Below are 12,419 nucleotides of genomic sequence, written 5' to 3'. Positions count from 1 at the left end.
CACCGGGGTTCCCGGTCGTCCACGGAGACCGAGGAGCTCTCGATGGCGTTGCCCGCTCCCCCGCGCCACAGGTTGAACCCGGCTTCGACCGCGACCAGGTGCCACTCGTGCGAGATCGGCCGGTCCGCTCCTGGCGAACCCGCTTGACGGAGTGAGCACTCACTCCGCATGCTGGGCGCATGACACCGACATCCGAGGCCCGGCGGCGAGCGCCGGGCATGAGCGCGGAGGACCGCCGCGCCATGATCGTGCACGCCGTGCTGCCGCTGCTGGTCGAGCACGGCACGAACGTCACGAGCAGCCAGATCGCCCGCGCCGCCGGCATCGGCGAGGGCACCGTCTTCCGCGCGTTCAAGGACAAGGACGAGCTGTTCGACGCCTGCACGGCCGAGGCGCTCAAGCCCGACCACGTGCTCGACGCCATCGCCGAGATCCCCCTCGACCAGCCGCTGGAGGACCGCCTCGTCGAGGCGGCAGAAGCGCTCGGCGCGCACCTCGAGCGGATGGGCGCGCTCATGGGGGCGCTGCGCGCGTCCGGCCGTCCCAAGCACCGCGACCACCGCCGCGGGGAGCACGGCGGCAGGAGCCGGCGGCACGAGTCGATGATCGCGATCCGGGAGGCCGTGGTCGAGCTGTTCGTGCCCGACACCGACCGGTTGCGCCTGCCACCCGACCAGCTCGCCGCCCTGTTCCTGACCCTGCTGTTCGGCGGCCGCAGGCTGGCCTCCGACGTCGACGCGCCCACCACGCGCCAGGTGGTCGACTTCTTCCTGCACGGCGCCGTGGAGGCCGCATGATGCCGGGCGGCGTGGAGTTCCTGATGGGCCGGCGCGGCCGCAGGCGCGCTCCCACGACCGTTCCGGACAGCGGGCTCACCGGACCGGTCGACATCCCCGAACCGACACCGGAGCCGCAACCGAAGGACCTGCGCTCCCGCCTCAGGCGGGTCAGGACGTCCGTGGCGGGCACCGTCCGCGGCCTGCCGAAGGTCGCGAAGCTGACGTGGCAGGCCAGCCCGGTCCTGACGGTCGTGCTGACGCTGATCACGCTGCTGTCCGGGCTGCTGCCGACCGCGACCGCCTACATCGCGAAGCTGCTGCTGGACTCCGTCGTCGCGGCGATCCAGCACACCGGCACCACCGGGGACATCGCGAAGGTCGCGGCACTCCAGTTCGGCGTGCTCGCCGCGACCGCGGTCAGCAGCGCGCTGACGTCGATCGCGCAGTCGCTGCTGCAGGAACGCATGACGCTGACCATCCGCCACCGGGTCATGACCCACGCCAGCGACCTGCACCTCGCCTACTTCGAGGGCTCCGCGTCGTACGACATGCTGCGCCAGGCCGCGCAGGAGGCGCCCACCCGGCCGTTGTCGATGATGAACTCCGCGCTGGGGCTGCTGCGGACGCTGATCACGTTCGGCAGCATGATCGCGTTGCTCGTCTCGATCAGCCCCCTGCTGGCGCTGGTCGCGCTGCTGGCGCCGATCCCGGCGTTCATCTCGCAGTCGAGGTACGGATCGCGCGCGTTCTGGCTGACCTTCATGATGTCGCCGATCAAGCGCCGGATGGACTACCTGTCCTCGCTGGTCACGACCGACACCTACGCCAAGGAGACGAAGCTGTTCGGGCTCGGCCCGTACTTCGTCGACCGGTTCCGCCGGCTCGGCACCGTCTCCTACGAGCGGCAGCGCAAGCTCACGGTCAACCGCAACGTCAGCTCGACGTCCTGGGGCCTGCTGAGCACCCTCGCGGGCTCGGCGATCACGCTGTACATCGCGCTGGAAGCGGTCGGCGGCCGGCTCACCCTGGGCGACCTGGCGCTGTACACGGCCGCGGCGGCGTCGGTGCAGGCGTCGGTCTCGGGGCTGTTCACGGCGTTCTCGGGGATGTACGAGAACAACCTCTACCTCGACACGCTGTACCGGTTCCTCGACACCAAGCCGGAGATCACCGCCCCACCGGCACCGCGGCCGATGCCGTCCACCGTGGAGGGGCACATCGAGTTCGACTCGGTGACCTTCAGCTACCCCGGCGCGGGGGAACCCGCGCTCGACGACGTGAGCTTCGAGATCCGCCCCGGCGAGACGGTGGCGGTGGTCGGCCGCAACGGCGCGGGCAAGTCGACGTTGTTCAAGCTGCTGTGCCGCCTTTACGACCCGACCGGCGGCCGCATCCTGCTCGACGGCGTCGACATCCGCGAGTACGACCCGGTCGAGCTGCGCACCCGCGTCAGCGCGATGTTCCAGGACTACGTGACCTACCAGGGCACCGCCGCGGAGAACATCGGCCTCGGCGACCTCGCCCGGCTCGAAGACCGGCCGCACATCGAGAACTCGGCCCGCCGCGCCGGTGCCGACGAGCGCATCGAACGGCTGCCGCAGGGCTACGACAGCCCCCTCGGCCGCTGGTTCGACCAGGGCGTCAGCCTGTCCGGCGGCGAGTGGCAGAAGATCGCGCTGGCCAGGGCGTTCCAGCGGGAGGCACCGATCCTGGTGCTGGACGAACCGACCTCCGCGCTGGACGCCCAGGCCGAGCACGACCTGTTCGCCCGCCTGCGGGAGCTCTCGGAAGGCCGCACGACCCTCTACATCTCGCACCGGTTCTCCACCGTGCGGCAGGCGGAGCGGATCCTGCTGCTGGAGCACGGGAAGGTCGCCGAGTACGGGACGCACGAGGAGCTGATGGCGGCCGGGGCCGGGTATGCCGAGCTGTTCACGTTGCAGGCCAAGGCGTACCTGGACGAGGTGCCGGGCGCACGCGTCGAATAGCGCGTCCTGTTCGATTCGAACAGGCGAAATCACGTCCTCCAGGCTGCGGAAAATCGAATCGTTCATATTCATGAATCATCCGTACGACCCGCACGACTGGGGCTTCGAGTTCATGACCGTGAATTTTATTGCTCAGCACGCGTTGTTGCGCAATACTCGACAAAAGCGCCGCCAGCTACGCTGACTCCCACCGCCATAGCGATCAGCGTCATTTCGATGAATTCGTCCGATCTTCGAAGACGCAGGAGGACAAATGAAACGACCAGTCGCACGGCGGATCTCCGCTGTCGTGGCCGCGGTGGCCGTCGCGACCTCGACCGGCGCGGTGCTGGTGACGTCACCGGCGTCGGCGGCGGCCGGCACCGCGACCGGCTACGCCTCCCAGAACGGCGGGACCACCGGCGGACAGGGCGGGGCGACGGTCCGGGCCACCACGGGAACCCAGATCCACCAGGCCCTGTGCGGCCGCGCGAGCAGCAGCACGCCGATCGTCATCGAGGTGTCGGGCACGATCAACCACGGCAACACCGCCAAGGTCTCCGGCAGCAGCTGCGAGACCGCCGCCGGCGTGATCGAGCTCAAGCGGATCAGCAACGTCACGATCATCGGCGTCGGCAGCGGAGCCGTCTTCGACCAGCTGGGCATCCACATCCGCGAGTCCCGCAACATCATCATCCGGAACGTGACGGTCAGGAACGTCAAGAAGTCGGGCTCCCCCACCTCGAACGGCGGCGACGCCATCGGGATGGAGAGCAACGTCCGCAACGTCTGGGTCGACCACGTCGACCTCCTGGCCTCGGGTGGCGAGTCGGAGGGCTACGACGGCCTGTTCGACATGAAGAACAACACCCAGTACGTGACCCTGTCCTACAGCACCCTGCGCAACTCCGGTCGCGGCGGCCTGGTCGGATCCAGCGAGAGCGACCGCTCGAACGGGTTCATCACCTACCACCACAACCTGTACCAGAACATCGACTCCCGGGCGCCTTTGCTGCGCGGCGGCATCGCCCACATGTACAACAACCACTACGTGAGCTTGAACGAGTCCGGCATCAACTCCCGGGCCGGCGCCAAGGCCAAGGTGGACAACAACTACTTCAAGAACTCCCGCGACGTCCTCGGCACCTTCTACACCACGGAGGCCGGTTACTGGCAGGTCAGCGGCAACGTCTTCGACACCGTGACGTGGTCCGCCCCGAGCAGCGACCACAGGCCCGCCGGGCCCGACGTCAAGTCCACGACGACCGTCTCCGTGCCCTACGCCTTCACCCTCGACCAGGCCACCTGCGTTCCGGGCGTCGTGAGCCGCACGGCGGGCTCGGGAACGGGTCTGGCGGAGTCGAACGGCAGCTGCCAGTAGAACTCCGCACGGACTGAGCGAGATCCTGTTCGACGAGGGGAGCCCGTGACCGCCGAGGCGGTCACGGGCTCCCCCATGTTCGCAAGACCTTCCCGGTGGGGAGATCAGCGAACGGTGAGGGTGTACTCCGCGGTTCCGGTCTTGCCCGCGCTGTCCGTCGCCGTGACGGTCACCCTGTAGGTGCCGCGCTGGTACGGGCCCATCAGCGTCATCCGGGTGGTGCCGCCCGGGTTGACGGTCTGCGGGGTGAACATCGGCGCGTTGGGCAGGCCGGCGCCGGTGAGCCGGATGGTGCCCGTGCCACCGGTGACGGTGATCGTCGCGGTGGCGTAGCCGCCTGGCGGGACGCTGCCGGAGTTCGGCGACACCGAGGGCGTGGGGCCGTTCACGGTGCCGCTGCCGACGGTGAGCGTGTACTCGGCGGTCCTGGACTCCGCGGTGCCCTTGGCCGTGACGGTGACCTTGTACGTGCCCGCCGGGGTGGTGGCCGAGGTCGCGAGGGTCAGCTTGGCCACCTCACCGGAGTTGACGGCCGCGGGCTGGAACGTGGCCGTCGTTCCCGCGGGCAGGGCGGACGCGCTCAGCTCCAGCTTCTCCGGGCCCTGGTCGCCTGCCGTGGTGGTGACGCTGGTGGAGACGTGCTTGCCGGGCTCGGCCTTGCCGGAGGACGGCGACAACGCCACCGCGAACCTGCCGGGCTGGGTACCACCGCCGATCTCGCCCTTGGCCCAGTCGCCCATGGAGTTGGTCAGCCGCGCCATGATGCTGTAGCGGTTGCAGCCGCTGGCACCCCACGACGAGACGCCGACGATCACGCCGTCCACGATGAACGGACCGCCGCTGTCACCCGAGCAGTTGGCGGTGCGCCCGTCGTCGTAGCCGGTGCACACCATCAGGTCGCCGTTGACCCTGATGTCGAAGACCTGGCAGCCCGCGGGGTCGTTGACCGGCAGGGTGGTCTTGCGCAGCTCGCCGGACCCGCCGGCCGAGGAGGTCTTGCCGTAGCCCAGGGAGAAGCCGGCCCCGCCGGGCCGGGTGAGGGCGCTGTCCCCCGAGCCGGCCACCGCGGCCCACTGGCTCTGCGGGACCGGCAGGTCGTCGGCCGTGGTGACGACGGCGACGTCGTAACCGGTGCGCCAGCCGCCGGAGCCGGTGTAGCCGGGGTGGGTCTTGAACGACTCGACGGCGGTGCGGAACGTCTCGTCGCCAGGGGTGTTCAGGTCGTCGTCGCCGTAGACGTAGCTCTTGGCGCCGGTGGCGTCGACCATGCAGTGCGCCGCGGTGAGGATCTTGCGCTTGCCGACCACCGAGGCGGTGCAGGACTGCCCCTGCGGGCCGTTGCCACCGACGCGCATGCCGGCGATGACGAACGGGTGTTCCTTCACGGTGGTGCGTTCCCCGTTGACGATCAGGGCTCCGGCGCCACCGGGGCGCAGCTGGTCGGTCGGGGTCGCCGCGGTGCTGGTCCCGCCGGCGGGCGTGGCGCCCGCCGCGGTGACGACGGGCATGGTCACCGCGGCCAGTGCCAGGGTGAGTACCGCTGCGAAGCGTGGTGTTCTCATCGTGTTCCTTCGGTGCAGGGGTGTGGTGGAGCCGGAGGGCGTTGTCCGTCCACTTCGGTCAGAACGTGATGGACCAGCCGGTGAGCGTGCCGGTGTCGAACCGGTAGGTGTCGGTCACCAGGAGCCGCCAGGTGCCGTTGGCCTCCTCGCGCGAGGCGTCGACGGTGAAGCTGCGGTGCACGCCGCCGGACTCGCCGACACCGCCGGCGCGCTGGAGCGGGTAGGCCGTTCCGCTCGGTCCGACGAGACCGATGGCGAGGTCCCCGGTGTAGCCGTGGTCGATGTCGACCCGGACCGACAGCGCGGCAGAAGCCTTGCCGTCACAGGAGTCCTGGGTCACCGAGGTGCCGACCGCGGTACCCGCGTCGGGGATCGCCACGTCCTCGTCGTTGCTCCTGGCTCCGCACCGGGGCGGGGTGCCGCCGCCGACGTCACCGACGAAGAGCAGCCTGTTGGGCGAGCCGGTCCCGGGATTGCTGACCAGGTCGGGGGTGGCGCTGCGCACCAGCGCATCGCCGACCTGCTGCGGGGTCGCGCCGGGGTGGGCCGACAGGTACAGCGCGGCGGCGCCCGCCACGTGCGGTGAGGCCATCGAGGTGCCGCTGGCGGTGCGGAAGGACCCGGCGTTGTCGCTGGAGTGGATGTTGCCACCCGGAGCGAACAGGTCGACGCAGCGACCGTAGTTCCCGCCGCGCGTGCGGTCCTTGTTGAACCAGCCGACCGTGAGCGCCTCGGGGACGCGGGCCGGGCTGACCCCGCACGCGTCCTCGCCGTTGTTGCCGGCGGAGACCACCACCACGAGCCCCTTGGCCACCATCGCCTTGACCTGCTCGTCACCGACGCCGAGGACGTCCATGCCCAGGCTCAGGTTCACCACGGCGGGCTTCACCGCGTTCTTGGCCACCCACTCCATGGCGCTGACGGTGACCGAGTCCGGGCCGGAGCCCCGGCAGTCCAGCGAGCGCACGGCCACGACCTTGGCCTTCTTCGCCACGCCCACGGTCTTGCCCGCGATCGTGCCGGCCACGTGCGAACCGTGCCAGTAGCAGTCACTCGCGTCGGCGTCGTTGTCGAGCAGGTCGTAGCCGTGGCTCGCCCTGCCCTCGAACTCGGGGTGCTGGACGCTGATCCCGGAGTCGATGACGTAGGCGGTCACGCCCTCGCCCTCGTTGGGGTAGGCGTACTTCTTGTCCAGGGCGGTGGTGCGCTGGTCGACCTGGTCCAGCCCCCACGACGGCGGGTTCGGCTGCTCGCCGGTGGCCCTGCTGGTGCCGTCCTGGTGCACGGACCTGACCGACGGGTCGGCCGCCAGCCGCCGTGCCTGCTGCTCGGACAGGTCGCGGACCGCGAAACCGTTCAGGGTGACCGAGTACGTGTCGGTCACGCGGCCACCGTAGCGCCGGGTGAGCGCCTCGGCCTGGCCCCCGGCAGCCGCGCGGGCCTCGGCCTTGAGCACCACCACGTACTGCCCGGGGTGGTGCCGTTCGGCTTGGGCGACAGCGGCTTCCGGCTGCTGCGCCACGGCTTGGCCCGCCGTGGCCGCCACGGTGGCGGTGGCGACCACGACCGTGACCAGGCTTGCCGCCCACCGCTTTCTGCGCTCTTGCATCTGTTCCTCCATCGCGCGTTTCGAGCGGCCGCTGGCAGGGGCTCGAGACGTCGGGCCGCTCGGCAACCACCATTCGGCCTGGGCGACGGGGTGAACAAGTGTGGCTGGGACCCGTAGGGGTACGGGAAAAGACACGTGGTCGACGGCGTTCTATTTCGCGGGGTTTACCGTGCCCGCTCGACCGACCTAGCCTGGCGGGAGTTCCGCTGCGGGTGGGCCGTCGACAGGAGCGAGCAGGCATGGGACGTGGTGGGGTGCGCCCGCTCTCCGTCCGGTCCGGGTCGGTACCGCTGGTCGGCCGGGACGCGGAGCTGGCCGCCCTGCTCGACGCCGTGCGGCACGCGCCGGCCGCTGTCTTCGTGGAGGGCCAGGCCGGGGTGGGCAAGACGCGGCTGGTGACCGAGTTCACCGCGGTCTGGGACGGGGACGCGCGGGTGGTCGTGGGTACGTGCCAGCCGCTGCCGGAGCCGTTCCCGTACGGGGTGCTCCTGGACTGCCTCAGCCGGTGCGGTGACCGGCTGGCCGATCCCGGTCCCGTCACCGGCGCGCTGCGCGACCACCTGCCCGAACTCGCCGACCTGCTGCCACCCGCGCCGCGTCCCCTGCCCGATCCCGCGGCTGAGCGGCACCGGGTCTTCCGCGCGGTGCGGGAGCTGCTCCGCTGCCTGGGGCCGACCGTCCTCGTGCTGGAGGACCTGCACTGGGCGGACGAGGAGACCCGCCGGGTGCTGCGGTTCGTGCTGGGCACCCCGCCGCCGGACCTGTCGGTGGTGGTCACCTACCGCCGCGAGGACCTGCCCACCGCGGCTCCGCTCGGCCAGGTCGTGCACGTCCCGCACGGGCTCGACCTGGTCCTGCGCCCCTTCGACGCGGTGGACGTGCGGACCATGGCCGACGCGCTCGTGGGGGCCGAGATCACCTCGGCGGCGTTCGCCGACGCCGTCCTGCGCGAGACGGCCGGATTTCCGTTCGTGGTGGAGGAAACGGTTCGCGCGCTGCGCGACCCGGTGCGCGATGTGCGCGCGGAAGGCGATCTCGCGCGAGAGGTCGTGGCCGGACTCGACGTGCCGGTCCTCGTGGCGGATGCGGTTCGGGAGCGGCTGGGCGCCCTGTCCGGCGCCGCCCGATCGCTGGCCGAGGCCGCCGCGGTGCTGGGCGTGCCGGAGACCGCGGACGTCCTCTGCGCGGTGGCGGGCGAGACGGCGACGGAGCACCTCGTCGCGCTGGTGGAGTCCGGGGTGTTGGTGGAGGGAACCGCGAACAGGTTCGGCTTCCGGTGCAACACCGCCCGGCGCGCGGTGTGCGCTTCGCTGCCCGGTCCCCGCAGGCGGGAGCTGCACGAACGCGCGGTGGCGGTGCTCTCCGCACTGGACAACGCGTCGGCTGTCCGCCTGGCCGTGCACGCCAAGGCGGCGGGCATGAGGGACGAGTGGCTGCGCTTCGGCGACCTCGCCGCCGAGGAGGTCGAGGACGTGCCCACCGCGGTCGGCCTGCTCTCGGAGGTGCTGGCCGACCCGGGGACCAGCGCGCGGGACGCCAACCGGCTGGCCACCAGGATGTGCGGCTACGCCCTGACCGGACTGCCCGGCGGAGTGGTGACCGCGCGGGTCGAGGCCCTGCTGTCGGACCACCGGCTGGACCCGGACGTCCGGGGCGAGGTGCACCTGTGGTTCGGACTGCTGCTGCAGCGCGAGACCGGGAAGGTGGACCGGGGTGCCGAGGAGATCGCCCACGCCCTCGACCTGCTCGGCGGGCAACCGGAACGCACCGTGCGCGGCATGGCGGCCGCGGCGGGCCCGTACCTGGGGATGGGGTCCATCACCGAGCATCGCGCCTCGCTCAGCCGGGTGGAGGGGGTCGTCGACCACCTGCCCACCCCGGCCCTGCGCATCGCCGTCCTTGCCACCACGCTCGGCGGGCGGCTCATCGCCGGTGACCCGAGCACCTGGGAGCGCATCGCCCAGCTGCCCTCCCCGGCGGAGGTGCACGATCCCGAAGAGGTCCACCAGCTGGCCAGGGCGCACTGCAACGTGGCGGACGCGTGCTCGTGGATCGGGCACTACTCGCGGGCACGGGAGTTCCTGCGCCACGGGTTCGACCTGGCCGAGCGGGCCGGCGCCTCCTACGTCGTCGGCACCGCCGAGGCCACCGAGGTCCGGCTCGACTGGCTCAGCGGGCGGTGGTCGGGGCTGGGACAGCGGATCGACCGCCTGCTCGGCACCTATGCGAACCTGCTGCTCGCCACCGACCTGAACCTCACGCGCGGCTGGCTGGCGACGGCCAGGGGTGAGTGGGTGCGGGCCGAGGAGGCCTTCCTGGCGGCGGGTTCGCACTCAGGCGCCCCGGTCTTCCCGGTGGGCATCTCGGCGGCGGGCGGCATGGCGGGGATGCTGCTCAGCCGGGGCCAGGCCGCCGCGGCCGAGGCGCACGTCGGCCGTGGGGTGAAGATGCTGCGGAGCAAGGACGCGTGGGTGTGGTCGGGCGACGTCCTGCCCCAGGCCGTGGACTGCCTGCTGGCCCTCGGCCGCGTCGACACCGCGCGGATGCTCGTCGCGGAGACCGCCGCCGGCCTGCGAGGTGCCGACGCTCCACTGGCCCAGGCGGCGCTGACCGCGTGCCGGGCGCGACTCGCCTCCGCGGCCGGGGACCGCGCCGAGGCAGACCACCTTTACCGCGAGGCGATCGAGCTGCACCGGCAGCTGGGTCTGCCTTACCGGGTCACCCAGCTCGCCGAGCAGGCCGAGGGCGACACTCCCCCGGCCGGCGTGCTCGACGCCCTCGCCCGGTCCTACGAGTCGCTGGGGGCGACGGTCGACGCCGCGCGCTGCCGCCACCGCATCCGCAGCACCGGCGCGACCACCCCGTCCCACCGTGGGCGACGCGGCTACGGCGACGACCTCTCCCCGCGCGAGCAGGACGTGGCCCGCCTCCTGGCGGGCGGCCACACCAACCGGGAGATCGCCCAGGCCCTCTTCCTCTCCCGCCGCACGGTCGAGGAGTACGTCGTCAAGGTCCGCCGCAAGCTCAACGCCCGTTCCCGGCACGACGTCCGGCTCGGCTGAGCACGACGTCACCCGAGCCGGCCGTCGACCAGCCACCGCACGTGGTCGCGGTTGCGCAGGGCACGGCTCCCCGAACGACATCCGCACGTGCATCAATTTCATCGGACGTCAGGAACTCTCGATCGGTTCGGTGCCGGAGGACGATCATTCGGCGGTGGCATGATCCCGCGCATGCGGTTGCCGAAGGCTTTCCACCCGCTCCGGCATCGGCGATTTCGGCGGTTGTGGACCGGGCAGGTGTTCAGCGCACTGGGAAACGGGCTCACACCGGTCGCTTTGACGTTGCTGGTCCTGGGCGGTGACCGGCCGGCCAGCGCGCTGGGCTGGGTGCTCGGTGCGCAGAGCGCAGGGCTGATCCTGTTCGTGGTGGTCGGCGGGATGCTGGGCGACCGGGGCGACCGGGTGCTGCTGATGACGCTCGCCGACGTCGTCCGGCTCGTGGCCGTGTTGGTGCTGGCCACCGTCGGCTCCGGTGCGGCGGTCCCGACGCTGATGGTGATCACGTTCGTGCTCGGGGTCGGCGGCGCCATGTTCGAACCGGCGGCGCGAGCCCTGCTCCCCTCGCTGGTGCCCGACGACGACCTGCAGGCGGCGAACGGGCTCAACGGCGTGACCAACCGGGTGGCGCTGATCATCGGGCCCCCGGTGGGCGCGGCGCTGTTCACCGCCCTCGGCCCGTCGGTCGTGTTCGCGGTGGACGCCGCCACCTTCCTCATCTCGGTGGTCGCTCTGATCGGCCTGCGGACGACCGGCTCCGCGCCGCGCCGGGCCGAGTCCGGCCGGTCGCCCGTCTCGGAGGCGCTGGAGGGGGTTCGGGCGGTCGGGCGGCAGCCGTGGGTGGGTGCGGTCATCCTCCAGGGCGCGGTGCAGGTCCTGCTCGTGCACGCGCCGCTGGCGGTGCTCGCCCCGATCGTGCTGCGTTCCCGCGGGGAGCTGGGGTCCTACGGCTGGCTGCTGTCCCTGCAGGCGGCCGGAGCCGTGGGCGGCGCGCTGATGGCCGGGCGGTGGAAGCCGAAGGAACCCGGAACCGTTGCCCTGCTGGCGATGCTGGGTGCCGGTCCGGTGCTCGTCGGGTTGGCTGCTGGGTTCCCGGTACCGGTGCTCGCGCTGCTGATGGCGGTCTACGGGGCCGGCGGATCGCTGTTCGCGGTGCTGTGGGTCAGCGCCCTGCAACGGCGGGTGCCGGACACCGTGCTGGCGCGGGTGGTGTCGTTGGACTACCTGGGTCAGCTGGGGCTCGAACCGGTCGGGCTGGCACTCACCGCGCCGTTCGCGGCGGTCGCGGGCATCGCGGCGGCGATCTGGGTGAGCATCAGCGCGCTCGTCGCGACCACAGCGCTGCCGTTCGCCGTGCGCGGTGTGCGCACTTTCGGCGCCGACCGTGACGAGAAAGAACTCAGCCGTTGACGGCGAGGGCCGCGTCCCGGTGTCACGTGTAGGTGCCGTGTAGAACGCCTCATTACGTTCGTTCAACGTGCGGAAATCCGCGCTCCAGCTGAACGGACGAAGGATCACGACAATGCGCAAGACAATCATCGCGACGTTGAGCGCGGTCACCCTGATGGCCGCCGCGGCTCCCGGGATCGGCGTCGCCGGCACGAGCGACTACCCGGTCACGCCCTTCCGGATCGAGTACGGCGCGAGCGTCCTCTCCGGTTCCATCACGTGGTACAACCGCAGCGTCTCCATCCCGGGTGAGCTGAGGGCTCGCTCCTCCGAGAAGCAGGGCCGGTTCCGCGGTACGTCCGCGAACTGCGTGACACCTCTCGAGACGCGAACGGCACAACCCGGCGAGAACAGGGGGTTCAACGTCGGGCTCAACTGCGACTACCCGGGTGGACTCACCAACGTCTACGTGGCCCTGTGGGAAGGCGACACCTACCGCGGTGGCGTGGTCTGCACCAGGCAGGGCTGCGTGGAGGACTGAGCCCGTCGGGCACAGGGCGACGCTCGGGGGAGGTGGGGGGCCCCCCCCCCAGGGGGGGGGGGGGCCGACCCCCAGACAACCACCCCCGCAACGAAACCCCCGGGGGCGCGCCCCCACCCCCCCCCACCCCCC

The 12,419-nt window shown here is 71.5% G+C and carries 8 protein-coding genes; 6 read left to right on the top strand and 2 right to left on the bottom strand.

The genetic code is table 11. The features are described from left to right. Positions 1–218 precede the first annotated feature (218 nt). From AB0A63_RS27685 to AB0A63_RS27675, 3 genes are all read left to right on the top strand, one after another. Entirely contained in the window at positions 219–797 is a 579-nt protein-coding gene (locus tag AB0A63_RS27685; RefSeq protein ID WP_360396883.1) for a helix-turn-helix domain-containing protein, read from the top strand. After that, the gene (locus AB0A63_RS27680) at positions 797–2,767 is read left to right on the top strand and encodes an ABC transporter ATP-binding protein (protein ID WP_360396882.1); all 1,971 of its coding nucleotides are present in this window, start codon (positions 797–799) and stop codon (positions 2,765–2,767) included. Before AB0A63_RS27685 ends, AB0A63_RS27680 begins: the two co-directional genes overlap by 1 nt. Positions 2,768–3,020: 253 nt before the next feature. Further along, positions 3,021–4,127, top strand: coding sequence for a pectate lyase (locus AB0A63_RS27675; RefSeq protein WP_360396547.1), 1,107 nt, complete (start codon positions 3,021–3,023; stop codon positions 4,125–4,127). 104 nt (positions 4,128–4,231) lie between these two features. Here AB0A63_RS27675 and AB0A63_RS27670 read toward each other — a convergent pair whose 3' ends face one another. Together AB0A63_RS27670 and AB0A63_RS27665 are read right to left on the bottom strand one after the other, a co-directional pair. Then, complete coding sequence (locus AB0A63_RS27670) at positions 4,232–5,689, bottom strand: serine protease (protein ID WP_360396545.1); 1,458 nt, start codon at positions 5,687–5,689, stop codon at positions 4,232–4,234. Positions 5,690–5,747: 58 nt separating this feature from the next. Continuing rightward, entirely contained in the window at positions 5,748–7,298 is a 1,551-nt protein-coding gene (locus AB0A63_RS27665; protein ID WP_360396543.1) for a S8 family serine peptidase, read from the bottom strand. A 239-nt stretch (positions 7,299–7,537) separates the two neighbouring features. On the opposite strand from AB0A63_RS27665, the gene AB0A63_RS27660 reads away from it, so the two are divergent. From AB0A63_RS27660 to AB0A63_RS27650, 3 genes are all read left to right on the top strand, one after another. After that, positions 7,538–10,360 (top strand): AAA family ATPase, encoded by a 2,823-nt coding sequence (locus AB0A63_RS27660; RefSeq protein WP_360396542.1) that lies wholly within the window; start codon positions 7,538–7,540, stop codon positions 10,358–10,360. 159 nt (positions 10,361–10,519) lie between these two features. Continuing rightward, positions 10,520–11,767 (top strand): MFS transporter, encoded by a 1,248-nt coding sequence (locus tag AB0A63_RS27655; RefSeq protein WP_360396540.1) that lies wholly within the window; start codon positions 10,520–10,522, stop codon positions 11,765–11,767. Positions 11,768–11,879: 112 nt separating this feature from the next. Further along, positions 11,880–12,287, top strand: a complete 408-nt coding sequence (locus tag AB0A63_RS27650) for a hypothetical protein (protein WP_360396539.1) — start codon at positions 11,880–11,882, stop codon at positions 12,285–12,287. Positions 12,288–12,419: the final 132 nt, after the last annotated feature.

Source organism: Lentzea sp. NPDC042327 (genome assembly GCF_040647275.1).
Classification (GTDB): Bacteria; Actinomycetota; Actinomycetes; order Mycobacteriales; family Pseudonocardiaceae; genus Lentzea.
The sequence above is the reverse complement of the archived record's forward strand: the minus strand, read 5'-3'. Positions and strand labels throughout refer to the sequence as shown.

What these genes read in the sequence shown, in the direction of transcription:
- AB0A63_RS27670 (WP_360396545.1), bottom strand. Translation starts at nt 5,689, where the DNA reads ATGAGAACACCACGCTTCGCAGCGGTACTCACCCTGGCACTGGCCGCG.
- AB0A63_RS27680 (WP_360396882.1), top strand. Translation starts at nt 797, where the DNA reads ATGCCGGGCGGCGTGGAGTTCCTGATGGGCCGGCGCGGCCGCAGGCGC.
- AB0A63_RS27675 (WP_360396547.1), top strand. Translation starts at nt 3,021, where the DNA reads ATGAAACGACCAGTCGCACGGCGGATCTCCGCTGTCGTGGCCGCGGTG.
- AB0A63_RS27685 (WP_360396883.1), top strand. Translation starts at nt 219, where the DNA reads ATGAGCGCGGAGGACCGCCGCGCCATGATCGTGCACGCCGTGCTGCCG.
- AB0A63_RS27660 (WP_360396542.1), top strand. Translation starts at nt 7,538, where the DNA reads ATGGGACGTGGTGGGGTGCGCCCGCTCTCCGTCCGGTCCGGGTCGGTA.
- AB0A63_RS27665 (WP_360396543.1), bottom strand. Translation starts at nt 7,298, where the DNA reads ATGCAAGAGCGCAGAAAGCGGTGGGCGGCAAGCCTGGTCACGGTCGTG.
- AB0A63_RS27650 (WP_360396539.1), top strand. Translation starts at nt 11,880, where the DNA reads ATGCGCAAGACAATCATCGCGACGTTGAGCGCGGTCACCCTGATGGCC.
- AB0A63_RS27655 (WP_360396540.1), top strand. Translation starts at nt 10,520, where the DNA reads ATGATCCCGCGCATGCGGTTGCCGAAGGCTTTCCACCCGCTCCGGCAT.